21 protein-coding genes and 2 pseudogenes are annotated in these 26,906 nt (G+C 72.1%); 10 read left to right on the top strand and 13 right to left on the bottom strand.

Features of this window, described 5'->3' with window-relative positions; genetic code table 11:
* Window positions 1-84: 84 nt before the first annotated feature.
* A complete protein-coding gene (locus OG202_RS05315; protein WP_327731149.1) occupies window positions 85-1,584 on the bottom strand; it encodes an amidase in 1,500 nt (499 codons plus the stop codon).
* On the bottom strand, window positions 1,581-2,912 hold the full coding sequence (locus OG202_RS05310) for an Nramp family divalent metal transporter (protein WP_327731150.1): 1,332 nt from the start codon (window positions 2,910-2,912) through the stop codon (window positions 1,581-1,583). Before OG202_RS05310 ends, OG202_RS05315 begins: the two co-directional genes overlap by 4 nt.
* A gap of 197 nt (window positions 2,913-3,109) precedes the next feature.
* Between OG202_RS05310 and OG202_RS05305 the strand changes: the two genes are divergently transcribed.
* Window positions 3,110-4,114 carry an Lrp/AsnC family transcriptional regulator gene (locus tag OG202_RS05305; protein WP_327731151.1) on the top strand — a complete coding sequence of 335 codons (1,005 nt, stop codon included), beginning with the start codon at window positions 3,110-3,112 and terminating at the stop codon, window positions 4,112-4,114.
* A 39-nt stretch (window positions 4,115-4,153) separates the two neighbouring features.
* Here the strand turns inward: OG202_RS05305 and OG202_RS46425 are convergent.
* Window positions 4,154-4,478, bottom strand: a pseudogene (locus OG202_RS46425) (hypothetical protein); the annotation flags it as partial.
* Between the two features lie 81 nt (window positions 4,479-4,559).
* Here OG202_RS46425 and OG202_RS05295 point away from each other — a divergent pair.
* From OG202_RS05295 to OG202_RS05280, 4 genes are all read left to right on the top strand, one after another.
* Window positions 4,560-5,450 (top strand): SIS domain-containing protein, encoded by an 891-nt coding sequence (locus OG202_RS05295; RefSeq protein ID WP_327731152.1) that lies wholly within the window; start codon window positions 4,560-4,562, stop codon window positions 5,448-5,450.
* A 13-nt stretch (window positions 5,451-5,463) separates the two neighbouring features.
* Window positions 5,464-6,336, top strand: coding sequence for a class II fructose-bisphosphate aldolase (locus OG202_RS05290; RefSeq protein ID WP_327731153.1), 873 nt, complete (start codon window positions 5,464-5,466; stop codon window positions 6,334-6,336).
* A gap of 100 nt (window positions 6,337-6,436) precedes the next feature.
* Window positions 6,437-7,225, top strand: a complete 789-nt coding sequence (locus OG202_RS05285) for an AraC family transcriptional regulator (RefSeq protein WP_327731154.1) — start codon at window positions 6,437-6,439, stop codon at window positions 7,223-7,225.
* Between the two features lie 43 nt (window positions 7,226-7,268).
* The gene (locus OG202_RS05280) at window positions 7,269-8,360 is read left to right on the top strand and encodes an IS630 family transposase (RefSeq protein ID WP_328222354.1); all 1,092 of its coding nucleotides are present in this window, start codon (window positions 7,269-7,271) and stop codon (window positions 8,358-8,360) included.
* Window positions 8,361-8,407: 47 nt separating this feature from the next.
* Here OG202_RS05280 and OG202_RS05275 read toward each other — a convergent pair whose 3' ends face one another.
* Entirely contained in the window at window positions 8,408-9,568 is a 1,161-nt protein-coding gene (locus OG202_RS05275; RefSeq protein ID WP_327731155.1) for a methyltransferase, read from the bottom strand.
* A gap of 69 nt (window positions 9,569-9,637) precedes the next feature.
* On the opposite strand from OG202_RS05275, the gene OG202_RS05270 reads away from it, so the two are divergent.
* Complete coding sequence (locus tag OG202_RS05270) at window positions 9,638-10,303, top strand: alpha-ketoglutarate-dependent dioxygenase AlkB family protein (protein WP_327731156.1); 666 nt, start codon at window positions 9,638-9,640, stop codon at window positions 10,301-10,303.
* Window positions 10,304-10,354: 51 nt separating this feature from the next.
* Entirely contained in the window at window positions 10,355-11,602 is a 1,248-nt protein-coding gene (locus OG202_RS05265) for an ROK family protein (protein ID WP_326584929.1), read from the top strand.
* 7 nt (window positions 11,603-11,609) lie between these two features.
* On the opposite strand, the gene OG202_RS05260 is transcribed toward OG202_RS05265, so the two are convergent.
* The 4 genes from OG202_RS05260 to ilvY form a co-directional block, all read right to left on the bottom strand.
* Window positions 11,610-11,999, bottom strand: coding sequence for a GtrA family protein (locus OG202_RS05260; RefSeq protein WP_327732343.1), 390 nt, complete (start codon window positions 11,997-11,999; stop codon window positions 11,610-11,612).
* Between the two features lie 44 nt (window positions 12,000-12,043).
* Window positions 12,044-13,039 (bottom strand): glycosyltransferase family 2 protein, encoded by a 996-nt coding sequence (locus tag OG202_RS05255; protein ID WP_327731157.1) that lies wholly within the window; start codon window positions 13,037-13,039, stop codon window positions 12,044-12,046.
* A 22-nt stretch (window positions 13,040-13,061) separates the two neighbouring features.
* On the bottom strand, window positions 13,062-15,728 hold the full coding sequence (locus OG202_RS05250) for a YfhO family protein (protein WP_328222350.1): 2,667 nt from the start codon (window positions 15,726-15,728) through the stop codon (window positions 13,062-13,064).
* Window positions 15,729-15,889: 161 nt separating this feature from the next.
* Window positions 15,890-16,759, bottom strand: a complete 870-nt coding sequence (gene ilvY / locus OG202_RS05245; RefSeq protein ID WP_328222348.1) for an HTH-type transcriptional activator IlvY — start codon at window positions 16,757-16,759, stop codon at window positions 15,890-15,892.
* 90 nt (window positions 16,760-16,849) lie between these two features.
* Between ilvY and OG202_RS05240 the strand changes: the two genes are divergently transcribed.
* Window positions 16,850-18,325 carry a ketol-acid reductoisomerase gene (locus OG202_RS05240; protein ID WP_327731160.1) on the top strand — a complete coding sequence of 492 codons (1,476 nt, stop codon included), beginning with the start codon at window positions 16,850-16,852 and terminating at the stop codon, window positions 18,323-18,325.
* A gap of 150 nt (window positions 18,326-18,475) precedes the next feature.
* Here OG202_RS05240 and OG202_RS46420 read toward each other — a convergent pair.
* The 3 genes and pseudogenes from OG202_RS46420 to OG202_RS05225 form a co-directional block, all read right to left on the bottom strand.
* A pseudogene (locus tag OG202_RS46420) lies at window positions 18,476-18,538 on the bottom strand (DUF1272 domain-containing protein); the annotation flags it as partial.
* Between the two features lie 393 nt (window positions 18,539-18,931).
* Entirely contained in the window at window positions 18,932-19,483 is a 552-nt protein-coding gene (locus OG202_RS05230) for an ATP-binding protein (protein ID WP_326584934.1), read from the bottom strand.
* Window positions 19,484-19,758: 275 nt separating this feature from the next.
* Complete coding sequence (locus OG202_RS05225) at window positions 19,759-20,082, bottom strand: hypothetical protein (protein WP_326584935.1); 324 nt, start codon at window positions 20,080-20,082, stop codon at window positions 19,759-19,761.
* A gap of 354 nt (window positions 20,083-20,436) precedes the next feature.
* Here OG202_RS05225 and OG202_RS05220 point away from each other — a divergent pair, with 354 nt between their 5' ends.
* Complete coding sequence (locus tag OG202_RS05220; protein ID WP_328222346.1) at window positions 20,437-21,567, top strand: PLP-dependent cysteine synthase family protein; 1,131 nt, start codon at window positions 20,437-20,439, stop codon at window positions 21,565-21,567.
* A gap of 70 nt (window positions 21,568-21,637) precedes the next feature.
* On the opposite strand, the gene OG202_RS05215 is transcribed toward OG202_RS05220, so the two are convergent.
* Window positions 21,638-22,471: a DeoR/GlpR family DNA-binding transcription regulator gene (locus tag OG202_RS05215; protein ID WP_326584937.1), complete on the bottom strand. Its 834-nt coding sequence runs from the start codon at window positions 22,469-22,471 to the stop codon at window positions 21,638-21,640.
* Between the two features lie 350 nt (window positions 22,472-22,821).
* On the opposite strand from OG202_RS05215, the gene OG202_RS05210 reads away from it, so the two are divergent.
* A complete protein-coding gene (locus tag OG202_RS05210) occupies window positions 22,822-25,308 on the top strand; it encodes a hypothetical protein (protein WP_328222344.1) in 2,487 nt (828 codons plus the stop codon).
* A 24-nt stretch (window positions 25,309-25,332) separates the two neighbouring features.
* Here OG202_RS05210 and OG202_RS05205 read toward each other — a convergent pair whose 3' ends face one another.
* Window positions 25,333-26,841: an alpha/beta hydrolase gene (locus OG202_RS05205; RefSeq protein WP_327731163.1), complete on the bottom strand. Its 1,509-nt coding sequence runs from the start codon at window positions 26,839-26,841 to the stop codon at window positions 25,333-25,335.
* Window positions 26,842-26,906: the final 65 nt, after the last annotated feature.

Genomic DNA, 26,906 nt, shown 5'->3' with positions numbered 1-26,906 from the left:
ACCGCGCCCCATAAGGTGCCCGGGGAACCGCGCGACAAGCCCCCACCGGCCCGCGGACGTATCACCGCGCCCCCAGCGGAGCGCCTACGCGTCGGCCCTCACCACCGGCGGCCGACGCTCGCCGACCCGCGTCGCCCGTTCGAAGGCGTGCCCGGCCTTCAGGACCGACCAGTCCCGGCGGTGCGGGCCGACGATCTGCAGCCCGACCGGCAGGCCCTCCGGGGTGAACCCGGCCGGGACGGACAGGGCGGGGCAGCCCGTGACGGAGATCAGGTACGCCGAGCGCATCCAGTCGAGATAGGTCTCCATCGGGGTGCCGTCGACGACCGTCGGGTACGCCAGCTCGATGTCGAAGGGGGCGACCTGGCTGACCGGCAGCAACAGCAGGTCGTACCGTTCGAAGAACTCGCGGACCCGGTGGAAGAGGGCGCCATGCAGGGCCTGAGCCCGCCCCAGGTCGGGTCCGCCGAGCCTGCGGCCCTCCTCGATGTTCCAGATCACGTCCGGGGCCAGCCGTTCGCGGTGCTCGTCCAGCAGCGCCCCGTAGGAGAGCTCGACCTGCCAGGCGCGCTGGGCGAGGAAGACCTCGTCCGCGCCCGTGAGGTCCGGGCAGGCCTCCTCGACGTCGCAGCCCAGCGCGGAGAACGCCTCCACCGCCGGGCGCAGCGCGTCCCGTACCTCCGGGTCGACGGGCACCTGCCCGCCGAGATCGGGTGACCAGGCGACCCGCAACCCCCGTAGATGACCGTCGAGTTGCCAGGCGAACGTGGAGCCGGGTGTCTGCAGCGAGCGCGGGTCGCGGGGGTCCGGACCGGCCAGCACGGACAGGGTCAGGGCGACGTCCGCCACGGTCCGGGCCATCGGCCCCTTCACCGACAACTGGCCCCAGGGCGCCTTGTCGGGCCAGGACGGCACACGGCCGGGTGACGGGCGCAGCCCGACGACGTTGTTGAAGGAGGCGGGATTGCGCAGCGAGCCACCGGTGTCGCTGCCGTCGGCGATGGGCTGCATCCCGCAGGCGAGGGCCGCTCCCGCCCCACCGCTGCTGCCGCCCGCGCTGCGGGAGAGGTCGTACGGGTTGCGGGTGGCCCCGAAGACGGGGTTGACGGTGTGCGAACCCAGGCCCAGTTCGGGGACGTTGGTCTTGCCGAGGGTGATGGCCCCCGCCTTCCGCAGCCGCTCGACGACCAGATGGTCACGGCCGGGCACCCGGTCGGCGAAGATCGGCGAACCGGACGTCGTCCGGATGCCCGCCGTGTCGTGCAGGTCCTTGTGCGCGACGGGCAGCCCGTGCAGCGGACCGACCGGCTCCCCGGCCGCCATCCGGTCGTCCGCCTCGGACGCCTGCTCCAGCGCCTGGTCGGCCACCAGCGTCACGATCGCGTTCACCGCCGGATTGACCCGCTCGATCCGTTCCAGATGGGCGGTCACCACCTCCCGCGCGGAGATCTCACGGCGCGCCAGCGCGACGGAGAGTTCGTAAGCGGTCCGGAAGCACAGGTCGTCCGTCGGGTCCGCGTCGCCCGTCGGGTTCACGGGGTACTGCGCGGGGTGGTCGACGAGGTGGTTCACGAGGTGGTTCACGCCCCTCCCAGGGAGTCCTTGAGCTGGACGACCGCGAGCACTCCGAAGAGCACGAAGGAGCCGCCCAGCAGTACGTTCGAGGTGATGCGGTTGCGCAGCGCGGGCTCCACGTTCCGGCGGTTGAGCAGCACCAGCAGCGCGCTGGCGAGCAACGGCAGGATCAGCGAGCCGACGGCGGCGTAGGTGAGCACCAGGGACACCGGCCGGCCCAGGAAGGTGACGACGACCGAGGTGACGGCGCAGTAGAGGACGAACAGGCGGAACGGGCCGCCGTTCTGCGCGATGTGGGGCTCCGCCTCGGCGTCCGGAATGCCGCGCAGCGTCCGCAGCGAGTCGGCGAGCATGTAGCACAGGCCGTTGAAGCCGCCGACGAGCGCGCTCAGCGTCACCAGGAAGAACGTCCCCAGGAACAGCACCCGCGCCACCGACCCCAGATCGGCGCCGAGCGGATCGGCGAGCGCGGCCAGCCCGTCGCTGCCGGTGATGCTCCCGCCCGTGCCGTACAGCAGTCCCGTGCCCACCACCGTCGTGCACAGCACGAAGAGCAGGGTGACGCCGTAACTCACCGCCGAGTCCGCCCGCACGATCCGCAGCCGGCTCCGGTCCGCCCAGCCCTTCTCCCGCACCCAGTAGCTGTATGAGGCGATCCCGGCGGTCCCGCCCACGCCGCCGACCAGGGCCAGTACCGTCACCACGTCACCCTCCGGCAGCCTGGGGCGCAGCGTGCCGAGCAGGCCGGGCAGATCGTCGGCGGTGGCGAGCGTGGCCACCGCCAGGACGGCCATGCCGAGGAACTTGGCGAGCAGGAAGACGCTCATCACCCGCTCGAACACCGCGTACCGCCCGACGTACACGATCGCGGCGGCCGTCAGTGCGATCACCACGGCGACGGGCCTGACCGGCAGCACGGGGAACAGCGTGGACAGTGCCAGTGACGCCACCGAGCTGAGGGCCGCCCCGTAGAGCAGCCCGATGACCAGGACGAAGAGCAAGAACGCCGCCGGGAGCCAGCGGGCGGCCGACTTCAGGCTCGCGATCACGGTCTGCCCGGTGGCCAGATACAGGCGGCCCACCGCCTCGGTGAGCGTGTACTTGAGGACGACACCGATGACGATCGCCCACATCAACGCCATCCCGTACCCGGCGGCGCCCGCGAGCGACGTCACCATGTCGCCCGCGCCCACACTCGCGGCGGCCAGCACCAGACCGGGACCCAGGAGAGCCAGGCGGCCGCGCCGGGTGTCGGCGGGCCGCAGGGGCGCGGGCGCGGTGGGGTCGCTGGCCGGGGAACGTGGGGGACTGCCGGGAGTCGCGGTCACGTCAACCATCTCCGTATATCGGGGAGTTACGGGAGTCATGGGTTCGTGCGGCGTGTGCGGGTCGAGAGGGGGACGGTGGGCGCGCCCGCACGGCGGGGAGACCGTGCGGGACCATGCGATTCCACTTCACGGCAGGCTGGGCCACGGCGACGGAAGGGAACAAGAACCCCTGCGGAGTTGACGGAATCCGCCATACTCTGGGGCCGATGGACGCATCGCAGACCGGCCCCGTGACGGATTCGCTGGACCGGCGCATCATCAGCGCGCTGCAGATCGACGGCCGGGCCGCCTGGCACCGCATCGCGGCGGCCCTCGGCGAGCCCGAACGCACCGTCGTCCGCCGGGGCACCCGGCTGCTGGAGACCGGTCTGGTGCGGATCGGGGCCATGGCGATGCGTGGCCGCAGCGTGGTGGTCGGCGTCCGCTGCGCGCCCGGCCGGGCCCGGGTCACCGCCACCGCGCTGGCCCGCCGCCCCGACTGCGTCTTCGCCCACGTTCTCACCGGCACCCCGGACTGCCTCGCGGAACTGCGCTGGCCCCGCGAACGGCTGGCGGGCCTGGTACTGGACGAACTCGCCGGCCTGCCGGGCGTGTTGGAGACCCGCACCCTCCCGGTGCTGCGCCATGTCCGCACGATCCGCGAGTGGCACGCGGGCCTCCTCACCGAGGCCGAGATCGCCGCGCTGAAGGGCTCGGCCCCTTCCGGCGCCACGTCGCCGCCGGTCACCGATCCCCTGCCCGCCGGTGAGACATCACCCGAACTCTCCCGCGCCGACCGGCTGTTGCTGCACGCCCTGGCCGAGGACGGGCGCCGCACCTACGACGAACTCGCGCGCGTGTCGGGCGTGTCGGAGGCCACCGCGAGACGCCGCCTCGGGGCGCTGCGGCGCGAGGGCAAGGTCCGCATCCGCGCCGTGATCGAACCCGCCGTGCTCGGACTGCCGGTCGAGGCCGTCCTCTGGGCCCGGACACCCCCGGCCGAGGTCGGCTCGGTGACGGCGGCCCTCGCCGAGTCCGCCCACGTCCGCTACGCCAGCTTCGTCACCGGCGAACGCCAACTCCTCATCCTCACCGCGTTCCCCGACGAAAGCGCCCTCCACGACTTCGTCACCCGCTCCCCGTGGCTCCACGAGGTGGCGTCGATCGACGTCTCCCTCGTCCTCACCACCCTGAAGCGGGGCGGAATGCTGGCCCCTTGGCTGCAGGACTGACCCGCCCTCTCCCGGCGCATCGGGCCCCAGACGGCGACGGACCCGTACCTCGGCCTCCTCGAAGCCCCGTACCGTCTCCGGCGCCTCCGCCTCCGCCTCCGCCTCCGCCTCCGCCTCCGCCTCCGCCTCCGCCTCCGCCTCCGCCTCCACCGCGCCCGCGACCAGGGTGTCCACCGACCCGGTCGCACAGATCCAGGCGAAGGGCCGCCGCGCCGGCTCGCCGGAGTCGGCCGCGACCACGTCCGAGTTCGTACGACTGGTCGCGGGCCACCCCGCCCGTCACCACGATCCTGAACCGGTGCCGCACGGCCGACTCGCTCGCGATGCCGAGTGCGTTCGTCACGAGGGACAGGGCGGGCGCGCCGACTTGCTTGAAGATGCTTGAAATGTTGCTATAACTTGCACAATCAAGCATGAGTTCCGGTGTCTCCGGGAGGGTGACCGCATGACCCACGTCGAGGACGAGCTGAACACCCAGCCCGAGTGCTGGACCCGCGTCGCCGCCGAAGCGGTGGAGCACACCGGGATCCTGCCGGTGCCGGGGGAGCGGGTGGCCCTCGTCGGCTGCGGGACGTCGTACTTCATGGCGCAGGCCGCCGCCGTGCTGCGCGAGCGTTCCGGCCAGGGGGAGACGGACGCCTTCGCGGCCTCGGAGTTCCCGCACGGGCGGGCCTACGACCGCGTCGTCGCCCTCACCCGCTCCGGCACCACCACCGAGGTGCTGGAACTGCTGGACGCGCTCCGCGGCCGTACGCGTACGACGGCGATCACCGCCGACCCGCAGACCCCCGTGATGACGGCCGCGGACGACGTCGTCGTGCTGGACTTCGCCGACGAGAAGTCCGTCGTCCAGACCCGCTTCGCCACCACCGCCCTCACCCTTCTCCGCGCCCACCTCGGCCTGCACACCGAGGCCGCCGTCGCCGACGCGCGCACCGCCCTGGAGTCACCGCTGCCCGAAGGGCTCGCCGACAGCGGCCAGTTCACCTTCCTCGGCCGGGGCTGGACCGTGGGCCTCGCGAACGAGGCCGCGCTGAAGATGCGCGAGGCCGCGCTGGCGTGGAGCGAGGCGTACCCGGCGATGGAATACCGGCACGGCCCGATCAGCGTCACCACCCGGTCCACGGCGACCTGGATGCTCGGCGAGGCGCCCGAGGGGCTGGCCGAGCAGGTGCGGGAGACCGGCGGGACGTGGGTGGCCGGCACACTCGATCCGCTCGCCGAACTGGTCCGCGCCCAGCGGCTCGCCGTCGCCGTGGCCACCGCCCGAGGCCTCGATCCCGACCGGCCGCGCCACCTCACCCGTTCGGTGATCCTCGATACGAACGACCGCTGAGACAGGAGAAGTTGTGCCCCTCACGACGACCGGTGACCTGATCACCGCGGCCGCCGCCGCGCACTCCGCGGTGGCCGCGTTCAACGTCATCACCCTGGAGCACATCGAGGCGGTCGTCGCCGGCGCCGAGACCGTCGCCGCGCCGGTCGTCCTCCAGGTCAGCGAGAACGCCGTCACATTCCACGCCGGGGGCCTGCTCCCACTGGCCCGCGCCGCGTCCGCCGCCGCCGAGCGGGCGGCCGTGCCCGTCGCACTCCACCTCGACCACATCCGGAGCGACGACCTGCTGCGCCGGGCGGCCGACGCCGGGTTCAGCTCCGTGATGTACGACGCCTCCCGCCTGCCCTACCTGGACAACCTCGCCGCGACCCACGCCGCCGTCCAGTGGGCCCACGGCCAAGGCCTGTGGATCGAGGCCGAGTTGGGGCAGGTGGGAGGCAAGAACGGCGCACCGCCGCTCGACGCGCACACGCCCGGCGCCCGTACCGACCCCGACGAGGCGCGGGCCTTCGTGGCCGACTCCGGTGTGGACGCGCTCGCCGTGGCCGTCGGCAGCTCGCACGCGATGACCACCCGGACCGCCGCCCTCGACCACGCCCTCCTGAAACGGCTGGCCGCCGCCGTGGACGTCCCCCTCGTCCTGCACGGCTCCTCCGGCGTCCCGGACGACGAACTGCGGGCGGCCGTCACGGGCGGCATCGCCAAGGTCAACATCGGCACCGCGCTCAACATCGCCCTGACCGGCGCGGTCCGGGACTTCCTCACCGCCCGCCCCGAGGTGGTGGACCCGCGCACGTACCTCGCGGCCGGCCGGGCGGCGATGGCGGAGACGGTGGCCCGGCTCATCGGCGTGCTGCGGACGGGAGAGGCCGGTCCGCCCGGGTAGGAGGCCCGTACGGGTCCGTCCCGTGTGGGAATGCGACCGTCTCGCGAAGCGCGGCACCCGGAACCCGAGTGTGACGCCCGTCACTGATATTTTTCCGGTCATGCGGGAGACGGAGATCCACCTCGGTGAGCCGCCGGTCGTCGCCCTCATCGGTGTCGGCGTGCACGGCGTCGCGGGACGCACGGACGTGTTCCGGCTGCCGGAGCTGTGGCAGCTGCACCTCTACCAGTACGAGGCCGAACTGACCGTCGACGGCACGGTCCACACCATCCGCCCCGGCCGGGTCAGCCTCGTACCGCCCGGCACCACCGTCCGCTACCGCTACCGGGGCCGCTCCGAACATCTCTTCGCGCATCTGCGCATCGCCCCGGCCGGGCCGCCCCGCACGGTTCCGGTCGTGCAGGACGCCGGTCCCGAACTCCCTACGCTCACCGACCTGTTGCTTCAGGCGGTGGCAGCCGCCCCGAGCGAGCCCGACCGCACCCGGGCCGAGATCTGGACCACCCTGTGGCGCGTCGCCCATCTGACCCCGCCCGCCGCGGCCGGCCCCGGTCCGCACCCGGCGGTCACCACCGCCATCGCCCACATCGAGGCCCACCTGGCCGCCCCGCTCACCATCCCGGAGGTGGCCCGCGTGGCCGGCGTCTCCCACAACCATCTGACCCGGCTGTTCCGCGCGGAGACGGGCGGCACGGTCGTCGCCTACATTCGCCGCCGCAGACTCGAACGCGCCCACCATCTGCTGCGCGCCACGACCCTCTCCATTCCCGCCGTGGCCGCCTCCGTCGGCATCCCCGACCTCCAGGCCTTCAACAAGGCCTGCCGCCGGGAACTGGGCGCCTCACCGCGCGCCCTGCGCGGGGCCACCTTCTCGGCGGGGGGCCGCTAGTGTTCTGAGTCGGGAATTCTGTTCAGATGTATAGGCTTGCTCCATGGCACGGACGGGGCGGCCGAAGGCCGAGTTGACACTGTCGGACGAAGAACGGGCCGCACTCGAGGAGTGGGTGCGGCGACGTTCCACGCCGCAGGCATGGGCGTTGCGGTGTCGGATCATCCTGGCCTGCGCCGAGGGCGCCTCGAACAAGGACGTGGCTGCTCAGCTCGGTTCCACACCCCATGCGGTGGGCCGCTGGCGGGCCCGGTTCGTGCAGTACCGGATCGCCGGTCTGGGTGACATGCCGCGTCCGGGCGGCCCAAGGACCGTGACGGACGAGCAGGTTGCCGCGGTAGTCACCAAGACGCTGGAATCCACTCCGAAGAACGCAACGCACTGGTCGACGCGGTCGATGGCGAAGGAGATGGGCCTCTCGCAGTCGTCGGTTTCACGGATCTGGCGGGCCTTCGGCCTGCAGCCGCACCGGTCGGAGACCTTCAAACTGTCGACCGATCCGTACTTCGTCGACAAGGTCCACGATGTCGTCGGCCTTTACCTGGACCCGCCCGAGCGGGCCCTGGTGTTCTGCGTCGACGAGAAGTCGCAGATCCAGGCCCTGGACCGATCCCAGCCCGTGCTGCCAATGATGCCCGGGGTTCCCGAGCGGGTGACCCACGACCACGTCCGCGCCGGCACCACCACCCTGTTCGCCGCCCTCGAGGTCGCCACCGGCAAAGTGATCGGCTCCCTGCACCGCAGACATCGGGCTGAGGAGTTCAAGAAGTTCCTCACCAAGCTCGACAAAGAGGTGCCCGCCGACCTGGATGTCCACCTCATCTGCGACAACTACGCCACCCACAAGACCCCCGCCATCAAGAAGTGGCTGCCGGCCCACCCCCGCTTCCACCTGCACTTCACACCGACCGGCTCGTCCTGGCTGAACCTCGTCGAGCGATGGTTCGCCGAACTGACCAACAAGCAGATACGGCGCGGCGTTCACAGGTCCGTCCAAGCCCTGGAGAAGGACATCCGCAACTGGATCGCCGCCTGGAACACCGACCCGAAGCCCTACGTCTGGACGAAGACCGCAGACGAGATCCTCGAACGCCTCGCCAGTTATCTGAACAGAATTCCCGACTCGGAACACTAGGGCGTGTTTCGGAAGTCCCTTCGTCGAAGGGACTTCCGAAACACGCCCTAACTCCGCCTGACCGCCTTCAGCACCACGAACTTGGCATCGCTCGCGACGAGTTCACTGTTGCCGAAGATCCGTCGCAGCGTCACGTGATAGGCCAGATGACGGTTGCCGACCACCCAGAGCTCGCCGCCCGGCCGCAGCGCCCGTCGTGCCCCGGTGAACATCCGGCGGGCCGTGGCGTCGGTCGTCGCCTGGTGGGAGTGGAACGGCGGGTTGTTGAGGACGAGATCGACCCCCGCCGGCGCGAACCCCTCCAGCCCGTCGCCGACCCGGAACTCCGCCCTGCCGTCGGCGTCCGGCCGGTTCGCCCGGTACGTCGCCTCCGCCGAGGCCACCGCCTGGTACGACTCGTCGACGAACACCACCTCGGCATCCGGATCGGCCAGCGCGACCGCCGTGCCGACCACGCCGTTGCCGCACCCCAGGTCGACGACCCGCCCGCCGCCCGGATCCTTCGGCAGATGGCGCAGGAAGAACCGGGTGCCGATGTCGAGTCGGTCGGCGCAGAACACGCCCGCGTGGTTGACGACGGGACGACCGGCCAACAGGCCGGTGTCGTCCGGCAGTTGGTAGGTGTGCGGCCACGGATCGTTGCCCCGCGCGTCAAGGGTCCTCGCGTCCGGCGTGCAGAAGATGAGTCGTGCCTTCTGCCGGGCGAGCGAGGTGCGGGTCGGGCCGAGGACGCGCTCGAAGAGCCTGAGCGTGGAGGTGTGGATCTCCTTGACCATCCCGGTGCCGATCACGACCGTGCCCTCGTGCACGGCGGGCGCGAGCCGGTGCAGCTGGTCCTCCAGGAGCGCGAGACTCTTGGGGACCCGGACGAGGAGCACGTCGACGCGGTCCGGGGGCGTGTCCCGGGTGGTGAGCAGCCGTACGGTGTCCGCCTCGACGCCGGCCCGCTCCAGGTTCGCCCGCGTCGCCTCCCGGCTCAGGAACGAGTCGGTGATCTGCGTCGGCCCGTACCCGGCCAGCGCGGTGGTCAGAGCGCCCCAGCGGTCGCCGACGACCACGACCGTGCCGTCCAGCGGCGTCCCGCTCTCCGCGAGGTGGCGCAGCAGATACGCGTCGGACGCGTCCCAGGCGCGCAGCTGCTCACGCGGGTCATCGGGAAAGCGGGTCAGGGAGTATTCGCCCCAGGGCGCGGTCATACGGTCGCTCATCGTGTGCCCAGGCTAACCGAGCCCGGCTCACGTCCTTTCTCCGAGCGGCGATGCGCGAACATGGAACCCATGCCCCCTTCGGACGCCGAGCTGTTCCCCCGCGACCGTACGGAGATCGCGCCGGGCGCGGTCCACGTGCCGGACTGGCTGGACGCGGAAGAGCAGCGGCGGCTTCTGGAAGCCTGCCGTGAGTGGGCCCGCCCGCCCGCCGGACTCCGTACGGTCCGCACCCCGGGCGGCGGCACGATGACCGCCCGACAGGTCTGTCTGGGCCGGCACTGGTACCCGTACGCCTACGCTCGCACGGCCGTCGACGGCGACGGGGCGCCCGTGAAGCCGTTTCCGGACTGGCTGGGGGAGCTGGGCGGGCGCGCGGTCGTGGACGCCCTGGGACCGGAGGCGGCGACGGCCGCGTACGACATCGCCCTGATCAACTTCTACGACGGCGACGCCCGCATGGGGATGCACCGTGACGGCGAGGAGCAGTCGGACGCGCCGGTGGTGTCGCTGAGCCTCGGTGACACCTGTGTCTTCCGCTTCGGCAACACGCGGACCCGGGCCCGGCCGTACACGGACGTGGAGCTGCGCAGCGGTGATCTCTTCGTGTTCGGCGGGGCGGCACGGCAGGCGTACCACGGGGTGCCCCGGGTGCATGCGGGGACGGCGCCGCCCGGGCTGGGGCTGACCGGACGGCTGAACGTCACCCTGCGGGTCGGCGGCTTCGACGACGGCTGACGCCCGCCGGGCGGGGTTCGGTGCCGTGCGGATCATGGGAGACTCGCCCTCATGGACGGGAAGGCGGCCCCCAAGGCGGCGGGCGAAGGGACACCGACGACGACACGCACTCGGCTGGACCGGGGGAGGGGCGCGCTGGGTCCGGCGCTGGAGCTCGTGCACACCGGGCGGGCACCGACCCGGGCCGTGCTCACCGCCGAGCTGGGTGTCACCCGGGCCACGGCCGGCGCCGTCGCCGCCGAGCTGGAGGCGCTGGGGTTGATCCGGGTCGACGCGCATCCGGGCGCCGCCGCCGGTTCGCAGGGTCGGCCCTCGCACCGCCTAGAAGTCGCCGAGGAGGGTCCCGTCGCGCTCGCCGCCCAGGTGCACGCCGACGGCTGGCGGGCCGCGCTGGTCGGGCTCGGCGGACGGATCGTCGCCACCGCGCCCGCCTGCGAGATCGTGGACGCCGACCCGGCGAAGGTGCTCGGCTCGGTGGTCGACGCGGGCGCCGCACTGCTGCGGGAGACCGGCCGACGGTGTGTGGGCGCGGGTCTGGCCGTGCCGTCCGCCGTCGCCGAACCGGCGGGGCTGGCGCTGAACCCGCTGCACCTGGCCTGGCCGGCCGGAGCGCCCGTCCGGGAGATCTTCGCCGAGCGGGTCCGCGCGGCCGGGATCGAGGGGCCCGCGTTCGCGGCCAACGACGTCAACCTCGCCGCGCTCGCCGAACACCGGCACGGCGCCGGGCGGGGCTCCCGCGATCTGCTGTGCGTGGCGACCGGGCACCGGGGCGTCGGCGGCGCTCTGGTCCTCGACGGCCGTCTGCACACGGGCAGTTCGGGTCTCGCCCTCGAAGTCGGCCACCTCACCGTCAACCCCGAGGGCCGCCCCTGTCACTGCGGCAGCCGCGGCTGCCTCGACGTCGAGGCGGACCCGCGGGCCTTCCTCACCGCCGTCGGCCGCGACCCGGGGCCCGAGGGCTCCCTGCTTCAGCAGGCCAACGAGCTGATCCGCACCCAGTACGGCGACCCCGGCGTCCGCACGGCCGCCGAGGCCATCATCGACCGCCTCGGCCTGGGGCTCGCGGGCCTGGTCAACATCCTCAATCCCGACCGCATCATCCTCGGCGGCATGCACCGCACCTTGCTCGACGCCGACCCCGACCGGCTGCGTGCCGTCGTCGCCGACCGCAGCCTGTGGGGCCGGCAGAGCGGGGTCGCCCCGATCCTGGCCTGCACGCTGGACCACAACAGTCTGGTGGGGGCGGCCGAGTTGGCGTGGCAGCCGGTGCTCGACGACCCGCTGGGCGCGCTGGCCTGACGGCCTTTCACCGGGCCCGGGAACCCCGGAGCATGATCATGCGGGACACCGCGAACGTCACCGGAATCGCCGCGCCCGACGCGAGCAGCGGGGCGAACCGGTTCCCGGCGTGCAGGACGTCCACGATCACATACACACCCACCGTCGTGATCAGGAAGTTCGTGGCGTTGGTCAGCGGGAACAACAGGAATTTCCGCCAGGTGGGGCTGGTGCGATAGGTGAATCGCGCGTTCAGGAAAAACGAACCCGTCATGCTCAGTGCGAACGCGAGAATATGCGCGCCCAGATAAGGAAGCCCATTGAGAAACAACAGGTAAAGGCCGTAGTAGGTCGCCGTGTTGACCACGCCGACCAGAGCGAAGGAGATGATCTGTCCCGATATGTGGCGCTCTGGCATCGGGCGGGCCTCGGGGAGTGTCTGCGTACGCGTCGCCGTCCCCATCAGCGAATGAGGTCCTTCGTCGTGCCGCACGCCGCGTGCCCCTCCGTCTGCTCCACCTGCTCCGCCTGCTCCACATTGGTCGCCTTCACCAGGAAGTGCGGGCGCCCCTTCACCTCGTAGTAGATCCGGCCGGTGTACTCCCCGATCACCCCGAGCATGATCATTTGTACGCCGGCGAGGGCGGTGACGGCCATGACGATGGTGACATAGCCGGGTGTCTCCACGCCCTTGACGAGCGCGACGCCCACGATCCACGCCGTGTAGAGCCCCGCGCAGACCAGCAGGCACAGGCCGAGGTGGAGGGCGGCCCGCAGCGGCCGGTTGTTGAACGAGAGGAGCCCGTCGAGCCCGTAGTCGAGCAGCGACCGGAAACTCCAGGAGCTGCGGCCGTGTTCGCGCACGGCGTTCTCGTACTCGAAGGTCGTGCCCGGGAAGCCGACCCAGGCGAAGAGGCCCTTGGAGAAGCGGTTGTACTCGGTGAGGTCCAGGACCGAGTCGACCACGCGGCGGGAGAGCAGCCGGAAGTCCCCCACGCCGTCGACGAGTTCCACGTCGACGAGACGGTTGACCAGCCGGTAGTACAGCCGGGCGGTGGCGGTGCGCAGGAGGCCGTCGCCGGTCCGGGTACGGCGGGCCATGACCTGGTCGTAGCCCTGTTCACGCAGGTCGACCATGCGGCGGATCAGTTCCGGCGGGTGCTGGAGGTCGGCGTCCATGACGATCACGGAGTCGCCCGAGGCGTGCCGCAACCCCGCGAGCAGCGCCGCCTCCTTGCCGAAGTTGCGGCTGAACGAGACGTACCGGACGCGTGCGTCCAGCTCCGCCAGCTGCTTCAGGACGGCGAGCGTACGGTCGCGGCTGCCGTCGTCGACGTACACGAACTCCATGTCGTGGCCGAGCGGCAGCAGTTCCTCCGCGGCCTTCTGGATCTCTTCGTGGAAGCGCGCGACGACGGCTTCCTCGTTGTAGCAGGGTGCGACGATCGAGATGAGCATGCTGGTCCCCCAGGGATGCGGTTCAAGGAGCGGTGGTCACGCGCTCGCGTGCGGTCGGGTCGTCGGGCGATGGCCGGGCGATGGCCGGGCGTACGCGGGTGAGCGCCACCCGGGCCCGACGGCGGCGGACCGCGCCCGTCGCCCCGAGCAGCAGCACGGCGGTCAGCGAGACGGCCCCGACCGCCGTGCCCAGGCGCAGTCCGGGCGGGTGGAACGTGCAGGTCACGCTGCTGGCGGAGCCGTACAGGGGGACGGCGATCAGCCCGTGGAAGTTCTTGGCGGGTACGGCGGGCGCGCTGTCGGCGGCACAGCGCCAGCCGGAGATCCGGGGCGCCGCGACGACGGCGACCCCCGTGCTGTGGGCCGGGAGTTCGGCCCTGATGGTGCCGTCGGACACGCTCACGCGGGTGGCGCCCGTGGCCTTCAGCTCCTCGACCGCGGTGCGCAGCCGCGTGGTGTCCAGGCAGCCGACGGCGCCCTCCGGGACGAGGCTCGTCCTGTTCGGCGACAGCTCGATCCGGAACCGCCCCAGGTCGCCGACCCTGCCCAGCCGCTGCATGGGAGCGATCTTGGTGACGGGCTGGTCGGACCGGAACCGCCCGGTCGGCTCCGCACCGGAGGCAGAACCGTCGGCGAGCCGCGCGGTCCCCGAAAGGTGCGGCGCCCACAGATACAGCTCGGACCCTGCCGGGCAACCGCCCGTGATCGTCGGTTTCCGCGCTGCGCTCGCATACGGCAGCGGGCCCACCCGCACACCCGGCCGCCCGTCGTCACCGGCCGACGGCGGCTTCCCGGCGGCGGTGCGCACCGTGAGCCGGGGCACCGTGTACACCCGCGCGCCCAGCAGCAGTTCCTGGTTGCGGTACGGCGACGGCCCGAAGGCGGAGAGGTCCGTAGGGCCGTCGGCGCGGTCGGCGTGCGGCCGCACCGTCACCAGCGGTGGCACGTCCTGCCGGGTCACGGTCACCCGGCTGCCGTCCTGCGGGAACCAGTTCTGGTGCGGGTCCGGCGGGGAGTGCACGCGGGCCCCGACGGAGAAGATCGCGTCCGTGACGGCGTTGTCCAGGCTCTGCACACTGCGCCCGCGCGAGGTCCAGCCGCCCCCGAGGGCGGTGAGCGTCCGGCTGAGCACGTCCGAGGTGAGGCTGCTGTAGTACTGGGCACCTTGCCCGCCCACCAGCAGCGGGTCGTTGCCGACGGTCTGCTCCCGACCCGGGTCGATCCGGTAGCGGGGCCAGCCGTCGGCCCCGGCGATCGCCGCCGCCTGGTCCCGCTGGCGCGCGCCCCAGGGCGCGTAGTCGTCCATGTGCCCGAGCCGCAGCCGGGTGTCCGCGGCGGAGGTCACGGCGGCCTCGCCGAACTGCGTGCACACGAGCAGCGCCACGGCGAGGACCGCGAGGGGCCGGCCGCCCTCGCGCCTGACCCCGAGCAGGACCAGACCGCCCAGCGCGCCGACGGCGGCGAGCACGGCGAGCGGGAGACTGAAGGCGCGCAGCGTCCGCTCCCCGCCGCTCGCGAAGGCGATCACCAGCGCGAGCAGCGCACCCGCCGCGCCCAGCGCACGCGGGCCGGGGACGCCGTACGACAGCGTGTGCCAGGCGGTGATCACCAGCAGCGCGCAGAGCACGAAGGCCTGACGGTACGAGCTGCCCTGCGGGGTGGCGAAGGCGTGCCAGAGCAGATGCGTCGGCCCCCACTGCATCGACAGGGCCACCCCCAACACCAGCAGCGTCCACCCGGCGCGCACCCGGGCCGGGGCCGCCCGGTGGAAGGGCAGGGCGAGCGCGAGCAGCAGCGCGGTGGTGCCCACGAACACGGCCGGCGTCCCGTAGCCGTACGTCCCCGGCAGCAGCCGGGCGAGCAGGTCCTCGGTGGGGACGGGCACGAACTGCCGCTTGCGGCCCGGAAAGGAGTGCCGGGTGCCGAAGTACACGACTGTCACCAGCGGCGCGGCCAGGCCCGTGCCGAGGACGGTGACCAGGGCGGCGCGGCCCACCGCCCGCAGCCGCTGCCGGCGCGAGAGGTCGCTGAGCCACAGCCGGAGCAGCAGCACCAGGCCGGCGGCGAGGGTCGCCATGTACGCGGTGTAGAAGTTGGCGGTCCAGGCGAGCGCCACGATCAGCACACAGAGGAACGGACGCCGCCCCCGCCGGGCCCATTCGCCGACCAGGCACAGCAGCGGCAGGCAGATCAGGCCGTCGAGCCACATGGGGTTGTGGACCGCGTCCGCCAGGGTCCAGCCGCACAGTGCGTACGACGAGCCGAGCAGGCCCGCCGCCCACCAGCGGCCCGGGCGCAGGGCGAGCAGCAGCCAGGCCGTCGCGGCGGCGGCCGACGCCACCTTCAGCAGAGTGACCACGTACACCGCGAGGTCGATCTCGTCCCTCGGGAACACCGCCACGAGCAGGGCGAACGGGCTGCTGACGTACGTGCCGAGGTCGGGCAGGAAGCTGGAGCCGAACCCGGACCGCCAGTTGACGAGCAGACCGCCGTCGCCCCTGCCGTGCAGCAGGTCCCACAGGTGCGCGTGGAACGGCACGTACTGGTTGCCCAGGTCGTTGACGCTCCGGGTGCGCGGCCCGAACGGATGGCTGCGGGCGACGAAATCGGCGGCGCAGAGCACGGCGACGGCGAACGCGGCGGAGAACAGAGCGGCTTTTCCCTGCGGCCGTTGAGCGACCCACTTCATTTTCTTTGGACCCCGCCATTCCCCGTGCATCGTCGATTCGCCGAATTAGAGGTCTGTCGCTCGACGATGGTTGTGCCGCCGGTGAGAAGTGAAAGCGGTAATTCCGAATTCGGAGGGGGGCGGGAAATGGGCAATTGCATTGGAGGGGACGGAAGTTGTCCCTAGGGTGATCGGAAGGTGAACTCCGCCGTGAGACTCCACAACGCCGCCACCTGTGGCCGCCGCAGATCCGCCCGCCGCACGCACAGTCCGATCGGGAACGGCTCCGGAGGCGTGTCGGCGGCGATGGCCGTGAGCCGGTCGCGTACGGCGCTGTGGTCGAGCACCAGCCGGGGGACCACACCGGTGCCGTAGCCCAGCGCGACGAGGGTCAACAGCGCTTCGTGGCCCTCCGGCTCGGCCGCCAGGGCGGGTGCGGTTCCGCGGGTGCGGAACCAGCGGTCGGCGGCGTCGCGGACCAGACCGCGGTGGGGGAGGACGAAGGGGCCGTCGAGTCCGGGGTCCGCACGGTGGCGCGCGGTGACGAACACCAGGTCCGTCGTCGCCACCGTCCGGCTCACCAGCGGCTCCGGCAGCCGTACCGGGATGCCCGCGACCGCCACGTCCACCTCGCCTTCGTCCAGCCTGGCCAGCGCGGCAGCGGCGTCACCGGTGCGCAGATCGAGGCGGACCTGCGGATGGGCCGCACGGAAGGGCGTCAGCAGATCCGGCAGCAGCGCCTGACATGCCGTCACCGTCGCGAACACGGCCAGCCGCCCGGTGAGTTCGGCGGGGTCCGGATGCTCCTCGCGGAACGCGCGCCACAACTCCAGTGCCCGCGCGGCGTACTCCCGGAAGCGATGCCCCTCGGCCGTCAGCGAGACGCCCCTCGGCCCCCGGTCGAAGAGCCGGTGCCCGAGGTCGGACTCCAGCCGCTGCACGGTACGGGTCAGGGTCGCCGGGCTGACATGGCAGTCCAGGCTGGTCCGGCCGAAGTTCAGCGTCCGGGCCAGATGAAGGAACAGCCGAAGCTCGCGATGATCGTCCCGCATACCCGCCCACCTGGATCTTTCACCTTCTGCAACACTCCGCTGCAAAGGTTGCGCTTGTCGCAACACTCGCCGGGACCCTACAACTCCCCCATGACCACCTCCACCTCCACCTCCACCTCTACTGTCTTCGCCCTCGAAACCATGGACGTGCCCGGCGGCACCGAGAGCATCCTGCGTGGCGGCCGCCATCTCTTCCCACTGCTGCCGCAGGCCTTCGCCGGGGTGCGCCGCATCGGCGTCATCGGCTGGGGACCGCAGGGCCGGGCCCAGGCCCGCAACCTGCGCGACTCCCTCTCCGGCTCCGGCATCACCGTCGCCGTCGGACTGCGCCCCGGTTCCGCATCGGCCGCCGACGCCCGCGCCCACGGCTTCACCGAGGCGGACGGCACCCTCGGCGACTGGCTCGCCGTCACCGCCGAGAGCGACCTCGTCGTCCTCCTGATCGCGGACGCGGCCCTCGCCGCCCACCACCGGGAGATCTTCGCCGCCCTGAAGCCCGGCGCCACCATCGGCCTCTCCCACGGCTTCCTTCTCGGCCACCTGCGGGAGACCGGCGGCGACTTCCCGCCCGGACACGGAGTCGTCGCCGTCTGCCCCAAGGGCATGGGCGACTCGGTCCGCCGTCTGTACGAGCAGGGCGCCGACATCAACGGCGCCGGGATCAACAGCAGTTACGCCGTCCACGCCGACCCCGACGGCAACGCGACCGACCGCGCCCTCGCCTGGTCGGTCGCCCTCGGCTCCCCGTACACCTTCCGCACCACCCTGGAGAGCGAGTACCTCTCCGACATCGTCGGCGAGCGCGCCATCCTGCTCGGCGCCGTCCACGGCATCGTCGAGAGCCTGTACACCCGCTACCGGCTCGCCGGGGACGACGAACTGACCTCGTACGAACGCTCCTGCGAGAACATCACCGGCCCCATCGCCCGCACCGTCTCCCACACCGGGCTCCGCGCGGTCCGCGAGGGCCTCGACACGGTCGGCCGGGACGTCTTCGACCGCGCCTTCACGGCCACGTACGGGCCCGCCCGTGAGATCGTCGCGGAGATCTACGACGAGGTCGCAGACGGCACCGAACTGCGCAGCGTCATCCTGGCCGAACGCCGCCTCGGCGCCCGCCCGATGAGCGGGATCGGCGGCTCACCGATGTGGTCCGTGAGCGACCGGGTCCGTGCCCGCCGGGGCGAACGTGACCTGCCCGTCGACCCGTTCACCGCCGGCGTCTTCGTCGCCACCATGACCGCGCAGATCGACGAGTTCGCCGAACGCGGCCACCCGTGGTCGGAGATCGTCAACGAGTCCGTCATCGAGGCCGTCGACTCCCTCCTGCCCTACATGCACGCCCGCGATGTGGCGCACATGGTCGACAACTGCTCCCGCACGGCGCGCCTCGGCGCCCGCCGCTGGGGCCCGCGCTTCCAGACCGCCTACGAGCAGATCGCCTACCCTGCTGCCGAACACCCCGCCGACCAGGCCTTGTTGGCGTCCTTCGACACCCATCCCGTCCACGAGGCCCTCGCCTCGGCGGCAAAGCTCCGGCCGTCGGTGGACATCTCGGTCGCCTGACGCCTGACGCCTGACGCCTGACGCCTGACGCCTGACGCCTCTATGCGACCGCCCGGCGGCGAGGTCTGGCCACCAGTTCCCCGCTGCAATCGGGGCAGACCTCGCCCATGGCCTCGCGCAGGACAGACAGAACGTGCACTCGTACGGGCAGATACGGGCCGGGGCGCCGACGGGCAGGGTCGTCGTCCCCCAGCGCTCGCAGCGGTCGCGCATCTCCAGTGCCAGGGGCGGGGCCTTTCCTCGGATCGGGGTACGGATCGGGGTGCGGTGACCTGTCACTTCCCAACGGCACCCCGCCCGGCACCGGCCGCCGCCCCCGCACGGCCACCCGAGCGGGGGAGCCGGCGGCGCCGCCCGCCTCGTACGCCAGCCCCGCAGCTCACGCCGCTTGCGCTCCTCGATGTCCTCGACGTGGGTGCATCTTCGCGCTGCGACCCGTGCGACTCGCGGCCGGAGCGCCCGCGGGGCCGCATCCGGCCCGGCGGGCGGCACGCCTGGACGTTCCGCTGGCCGTCGGCACCAAATGACGTACGGACAACCGCCATGTGTGAACAGGTGGCGATGCGCGACCTGTTGCCGATGGACGGCGAGTGGGTCACCGCCCGGTCAGCCTGCGACGGCCGACCGGGCGGGAGCGTGTTCGGGCCTGCGCCCACGCGCGGCGGGCCGACGTCCGGTGTCGTACGGCTGTCCGGCGTCGAGTGTCTGGCCGACGTCGAGCGTCTGTCCGGCGTCGTACGGCGAGATCTTCGGCACCGCGGCCGAGGACGCCGGCAGCGTGAACCAGACGACCTTCCCCGACTCGCCGTGCGGCCGCACGCCCCAGCTCTCGCTCACCGCGGCGACCATGGCGAGACCGCGGCCGCAGGTGGCGAAGGGCTCCGCGTCCTGGACGACCGGGAGGCGGGGGTCGTTGTCGTGCACCGAGACCGTGAGCCGGCCGAGGAGCAACTCCATCTCCACGGTGCACATCTTGTCCGGCTCCGCGTGCCGGTGGACGTTGGACAGCAGCTCGGTCACCCCGAGTGCGGCCCGCTCTATCAAGGGATCCAGATGCCAGTAGCGCAATTGCGCAGATACGATTCTGCGGACCTGGCCGATCCGCGACGGCAGGGCTTGGAGCTCCACCGTGCAGTGCCTGCTTTGCTGGCTGATCACGGCTGCGACTCCCCGAATTGAGTCCGGAAGAAGATCGGAGTACGGATCCAGCGAGGTGGCTGGGCGAAAAACGCCGCCTGCTGTGGTGCGGCCGCCTACGACTGCCGCCTGGTGTGGGCGGAAGCCGGGGCTGCCGCCTGTTCGTGGGGTGGCTGTCTACGACCGCCGCCCGCTGACGTGGCCGGCGGGCTGGTTCGCAGCGTTATCGCCGGTAAACCCAGAGTGACGTGAGACCAGAGTGACTCAGGGGGTCCGGTCCCGCAACTCGCGATCCGTCAGCCGCTGCGCCCCGCGGCCCGGCGCACCGCTTCTATGAACCGCCGCGCCGAGGGCGGACCGGGCTTCCCCGGAGCCGGGTCGTGCTCGTTCAGGGTGAGTGTGTACCTGGTGCCGTTGACGTCGGCCAACGCCCGGTCCTCGTTCGCGAACCAGGGCTTCGAGGCGCGCACCGCCTGCACCGGGGCACTGTCGATCTCGCTGCCGTAACTGGTCAGCAACTGCAGCCGGCCGCCCTCGATCCGGACCTGCCCCGCCCGGGTGAGCTGCCGCAGCCTCTTTCCGATCCGCACGCCCGTGGCCGTGAACTCCGGCTCGGCCATGTACCCCGCCCCCTAGTGCGCTTCGGCTGTCTCCGTCGTCTGGTCCGTCGCGGACCGTGATCCAGTGTGCCCGAGGTCGTTTCCCCCTGCGCGGCCCCGGCGGCGTCTACTGGCCCGTGCGGTGAAGTCTGCACGTCCCTCGCGTCGAGCACCAGTGCGCACGGTGGGTCGGGGGCGGGGTTCCGGCGCACGCGCGGCATGCGCCCCCCATGCGCCCCGCGCATGACTGCCACAGGAGTGCCTTTGAGGGGCTCAAAGGCATGTTTATGCAGGTGAGAAGCGTGCGGAAGGTGTTTATCATCGGGGTGTCCGACGCCGCGATCCGCCGTCGGCGCAATGCGTGAGGAGCACGCCGTGAGCACCCCCCGCCCCACCCGTCCTGGCGCCACCCTCGACGTCGATCACAGCGACCCCGAGTACCGCACCTGGCTCAAAGAAGCCGTGCGCAAGGTCCAGGCCGACGCCAACCGCTCCGCCGACACCCATCTGCTGCGCTTCCCGCTGCCCGAGAGATGGGGCATCGACCTGTACCTCAAGGACGAGTCGACCCACCCCACCGGCAGCCTCAAGCACCGCCTCGCCCGCTCCCTCTTCCTCTACGGCCTGTGCAACGGCTGGATCCGGCCGGGCCGCCCCGTCATCGAGGCATCCAGCGGCTCCACGGCCGTCTCCGAGGCGTACTTCGCCAAACTGATCGGCGTCCCCTTCATCGCTGTCATGCCCCGCACGACCAGTGCCGAGAAGATCCGCCTGATCGAGTTCCACGGCGGCCGCTGCCACTTCGTGGACGACTCACGGAAGATGTACGAGGAGTCGGCCCGCCTCGCGGGGGAGACCGGCGGCCACTACATGGACCAGTTCACCTACGCCGAGCGGGCCACGGACTGGCGCGGCAACAACAACATCGCCGAATCAGTGTTCCGCCAGCTCCGGCTGGAACGCTTCCCCGAGCCGGCCTGGATCGTCGCCACCGCCGGCACCGGCGGCACCTCCGCGACCATCGCCCGCTACGTCCACTACATGCAGTACGACACCCGCATCTGTGTCGCGGACCCCGAGAACTCCTGTTTCTTCGAGGGCTGGACCACCGGCGACCCCGACGTCACCTGCGACTGCGGCTCCCGTATCGAGGGCATCGGCCGCCCCCGCATGGAGCCCAGCTTCGTCCCCGGCGCCGTCGACCGCATGATGAAGGTGCCCGACGCCGCCAGCGTCGCCGCCGTACGCGCCCTGGAGAACGCCATCGGCCGCAAGGCCGGTGGCTCGACGGGAACGGGCCTCTGGAGCGCCCTCAAGATCATCGCCGAGATGGTCTCGGAGGGCCGCCACGGCAGCGTGGTCACCCTCCTGTGCGACCCGGGCGACCGCTACCTGGACAAGTACTACTCCGACGAGTGGCTGAGGGGGCAGGGCCTGGACATCGACCCCTACGTGGCAGCCATCGAGTCACTGCTGCACACAGGCGTGTGGGCAGCGCCCCGTTAGGGGCGCGGGGGACTGCGCCACCAGGCACGAACGACTCGCGGTTCGCGGACCGCCGTCGACGGAACGACGCTCAGGCATCCGCGTCGTCGTCGGAGTCCTCCCCGGCCACCACCAGCCGCCGCAGGTGCTCGGCGATCTCGGCCCGCGCCTGCGCGGGCAACCCCGCGTCGGTCACCAAGGTGTCCACCTGCTCGAGTGCCGCGAACGAACTCAGCCCCACCGTCCCCCACTTGGTGTGGTCGGCCACCACCACGACCCGCCGCGCCGACTGCACGAGCCGCCGGTTGGTCTCGGCCTCCGCCAGATTCGGCGTGGACAGCCCCGCCTCGACCGATATGCCATGCACCCCGAGGAACAGCACATCGAAGTGGAGCGCCGCGATCGCCTGATCGGCCACCGGCCCCACCAGCGAGTCGGACGGCGTCCGCACCCCACCGGTGAGCACCACGGTCGCCGCCCCCTGGCGGGGGCCGGTCGTGCGCTGGGCGGCATGGAAGACATCGGCGACCCGCACCGAGTTGGTGACCACGGTCAGATCCGGCACGTCCACCAGCCGGTGCGCCAGCGCGTACGTCGTCGTACCGCCCGACAGGGCGATCGCCGAACCCGGAGCGACCAGCTCCGCGGCGGCACGCGCGATGTCCTCCTTGGCGCTCAGCTCCAGCCCGGACTTCGCCTCGAAGCCAGGCTCGTGCGTGCTCGCCTCGGCCACCGGCACCGCGCCGCCGTGCACCTTCTCCACCGCGCCCTGGCGGGCGAGTGCGTCCAGATCGCGACGCACCGTCATGTCCGACACGCCGAGTTTGCGTGTCAGCTCGTTGACCCGGACCCCGCCCCGCCGTCGTACCTCGTCGAGGATGAGGGCTCGGCGCTGCTCCGCGAGGAGGTTCTGGTTCTCACTCACGCCCGCTCCGGTCCTCTCGCCCCATCACACCCGACACGCCTTCCATACCCCCTCCGACGAGGACATTCCCCCTGTCCCCGGTCCCGAGGACGCCCCATATTCGCACGCCCCACCACCGGTGACGCCACTACCTGCCCAGTCGCGAGCACATCACGCTCCGTTCCTCGCGCCCGCCACTATCACACGGATCGGGGAGATTCGGTGACCACAGGTGTACGAGGCCCCCGCAGGGGCGATCATCAGTGCCTGCACATCACACCTGACTTGCGGCGCATCACGGGGGAAGCGGAACAGTGGATCGTGCGAGGGAACATACGACACATACGGAACCCAGGGAACATCCGGAGCCCATGGAAGAGGGCGGGCAGCCGTATTCCGGCCGGTCCACGACGGACGGGAACGCCCTTGAGCTGCTCGTCCACGGCGTCGGTGGTACCACTCCCGAACGCATGCTGGACGATCCCCGAACGATCCGGATCACCGGCGACGACACGGCCGCGGTCTTCCGTCGCATCGACGACGCCGACGCGGAGAAACGTCCCGCCGACTACCGCGGCAAGCCCGTCCCCGAGGCCTATGTCTGGTGCAACCTCACCTCCGGGAACAGCTCGCGTGCCCTGTGGCTGTTGCTGCTGCCGTTCATGGTCGTCAACCTCGCCCACTGGATGCGCCCCAGCACCCGCGGCCGCCGAAGCACGGTACGCCTCTACGGCCTCATCGTCCGCCTGGCCGGCCTGACCCTGACCGTGCTGCTCGTCGCGGCGGCCTGCGAGGTCGCGCTCGACCTGACCGCCTGGCAGTGCGCGGGCGCACGCGCGTGCGCGGAGGCGCACACCTGGCTCGGCTTCCTCTCTCCGGCCGTCTCCGACGGCGGCTGGTGGAGCCAGCCTGGCCGCCGCCTCGCCCTGGCGGCCCTGGTGCCCACCGCGCTGACCGGCCTCCTGTGGTACCTCTCCCACCGCACCTGGAGCGAGTACGAGTCCCAGCGCCCCATGGACCGCGACGACGCCCGTCCCGACGACGAGAAGCCGGCAGGCGTCGCACCCGACGACCAGAAGCCGGCAGGAGTCGCACCCGACGTAGAGGACTCGGCACGCGTCGCACTCGGCCGGCCCGGCTTCTGGTACGGGCGCCGCCTCGTGGCAAGACTGCGCGCCGCCCACGTCGCGGCCGGCTTCCTGACGGTCGTGGCGGCCGTCGGCACGTCCGCCGCCCGCCACGACCGCCGGGCGGGCGGCCCCGCCGTCCTGGAGCTATTGGGCTGGCTGCTGAACACGGCACTCGTCCTGCTCGCGGTGAGCGTGGTGTGGGTGGTGTGCCGCCGGGGCCGCAGCGAGCGGCGCCTCGACAAGCACCTGGACGAGCATCTGATCCGCCGCCTGCCCGCCTGCTCGATCGCCCTGCTCGTCCTGGCCATGGTGTACGCCGGGTGGTCCCGCCCCGGCTGGCGGTCGGCGGGGCGGCTGCCGGGCGACATGACCTTCGGCGGGATCACCCTGGTCCAGGGCCTGCTGGTCGTCGCGCTCGGCGTGGTCGCCCACATCCTGTACCGCTCCCGCCCCGAGCCGCGCACCGCCATGTACGGGCTGGCCGGCCCCGCCGTCGCGATGCTCGCCTGCGCCCTCGGCGGCGTGATGTCCGCCGGCGTCGCCCAACGCGTCGCCGACTGGCTGGGCGGCACCGACGACGCCCTGCCCGGCCCGCCCGTCCTCCTCACCTGGCAGGCCTCCGTCATCCCGCCCCTCCTCCTGGTCGTCCTCGGCCTCCTCGGCTGGCTGGCCCGCCGCACCTGGGTCCTGCGGCGGGCGGAGACGGCGGCGGTGGAGCGGGAGTACGGCCTCGTGGAGGGCCGGCACCAACACACGCACCGAGCGGAAGAGCGACTGAAGGAAAAGGAAGGGGACGGAGCGGCGGAAGGACGAGCGAGGCAGGAATCCGCGGACCCGCCGGCCGAGGAGCGCGAGTCCCAGGACGCCGGCCGCACCCGCCGCATCGCCCGGACCCGAGCCATGGCGGCCCTCACCGACCGGGCGCCCCGCATCATCGGCATCACCTCCACCGTGACCCTGCTGCTCGGTGCCGGAGCCCTGACCGGCGCCCTGGCGACGCGCCAGACACCGGCGAAGGCGGCGCACCACTCGTACGACGTCGTCGCGGGCGCCGCCCAGACCGCGCAGGCACTGGGGTCCTGGCTGATCGGCGTGGGTTTCCTGCTGTTCGTCACCTGGGGCCGCCGGGCCTACAAGGACGCCTCCGCGCGCCGCACGATCGGCATCCTCTGGGACGTGGGCACGTTCTGGCCGCGCGCCGCACACCCCTTCGCACCGCCCTGCTACGCCGAGCGGGCCGTACCCGACCTGACCTGGCGCATGGCCACCTGGACCCGCACCACGGGCGGCCGGCTCGTCATCTCCGGACACTCCCAGGGCAGTGTCCTCGCGGCGGCCGCCGCCTGGCAGCTGACCCCCTCGGTCCGCAAGCGGGTCGCACTGCTCACCTACGGCTCACCGCTGGAGCGGCTGTACGGGCGCTGGTTCCCCGCCCACTTCGGTCCCGAGCCGCTCGCCTCCCTGCACCGCGAGGTCGACTGCTGGCGCAACCTGTACCGCCTCACCGATCCCATCGGCGGCCCCGTGCACCTGAGCGGCGGTTGCGCGCCGCAGGTCGACGCGGAGCCCTTCCAGGACCCGCTCGCCTACGGCCGCACCGGCGCCCACCCGCTGCCTGCCCCGATCCTCGGCCACTCCGACTACCAGGCGGACCCGGCCTTCGCCCACGAGCGGCAACACCTGCTGGCGCGCATCGGCCCGGAGCTGCCCAAGCCCCGGCCGTCCTAGCACACGCTCCGCCCACGGCCCAGGTCAGTCGTCCGGGCACGAGACGTCCCGCGCCGGCCGCTGTCCCGTGCGGAGGAATGCCGTGACCGTACGGTCGCCACACGCGTTCCCCGTCCCGAGATACGCGCCGTGCCCGCCGCTCTCCACCGTGACGAGCCGGGCCCGGTCGCCCAGCGCGGCCCGCAGGTTCAGGGCACCGGCGTAGGGGGTGGCCGGGTCCCGCCGGTTCTGGACCATGAGGATGTTGGACGGCCCGTCGTCGGTGATCCGGGTCGGCTTCTCCACCGGCTCGTTCTTCCAGAAGGAACACGGTGTGATGTTCACGGGCATCCCGGCCGTGAGCGGATACCGCACCCGGCTGTCGGCCACGGCCCGCTCGTGCGCGTCCACCGACGCGGGCCAGCGCACGTCGTTGCAGATCACCGCGAGGGTCACCGCCGCGTCCTCGTCGCTCATCGGCCCGGCCACGTCGGGTGTGAGGACCGGTGTCGCCTTCGGGTCCATGGCCTGCCGTATCAGCCGGGCCAGTTCGTCGAACGAGGTGTCGTTGTAGAGAGCGGTCTGCATGGCCTGTCGCAGCCGGTTGCCGGTCAGGGGGACGCCCTTGGTGGTCGTCGCCCTCGGCGCGCGGTCCAGTTCGGCCGCCAGGGACAGGAACAACGGCCTTACGTCCTCCGGCCGTTCGGCGAGCCGCAGGCCCGCGGTCTCCTGTGCCGGGTCGGCGGCCCAGGCGGCGAAGTCAGGGAACCGGTCCTCCGCACCCCTCGCCATGTTCGCCAGCCAGCCCCGCGCGACCCGCCGGGGATTCGGGTCGTCATTGCTGTCCAGCACCCAACGGTCGGTCCGCTCCGGGTACTTCTGCGCGTAGACGGCGCCCACATAGGTCCCGTACGACACGCCGTACGCCGACAGCCGGTCCTCGCCCAGTGCCTGTCGGAAGCGCTCGATGTCCCGTACCTCGTTGGCGGTGGTGAGACTGCGCAGCACCGCCCCGCCGTTCGTCGCACAGGCCTCGGCGATACGCCGGGACCGGGCCACGTTCTCGGCGATGTCGCCGTCGGGCGCCGGCCAGGACCGCAGCGTCGTCAAGTGCCGGTCGTTGGCGGAGAGTTCACAGCTCGTCCGCGTACTGCCGCCCACACCGCGCGGGTCGAGGCCGACGATGTCGTACGCGTCGCCGAGCTCCCGCTGCAGGGCCTTTCCCTGCTGCGTGAGCCGCCTGAGGCCGGAGCCGCCCGGCCCGCCCGGGATCACCAGCAGTGTGCCGCGCCGTGCCTCGGGGTTCTCGCTGCGCACCCGTGAGACGGCGAGGGTGAGCTGCGGGCCGTCCGGGTCGCGGTAGTCGAGCGGAACGGGCAGCTCCGCGCACTCCTGACCGGCGGGGCCGTCGGACTGGGGGCAGGGGCGCCAGGTGAGGGTGGGGGAGGAGGGGGTGGCCGTGGCGGCCGCCGGGCCGGTGACGGCGGTCAGCGCGGTGGCGGCGGCCGAGACGGAGAGGGCCAGGACCAGGGCTCGTCGGGTGCGATGCGTCATGGGGATCATGCTGTCCGCCGGATCACTCCGGTCCCATCCGGCCGACAGCACACCTGTGGTGGGGT

It is taken from the genome of Streptomyces sp. NBC_00310 (assembly GCF_036208085.1).
In the GTDB taxonomy this organism is placed as follows: domain Bacteria; phylum Actinomycetota; class Actinomycetes; order Streptomycetales; family Streptomycetaceae; genus Streptomyces.
The sequence above is the reverse complement of the archived record's forward strand: the minus strand, read 5'-3'. Positions and strand labels throughout refer to the sequence as shown.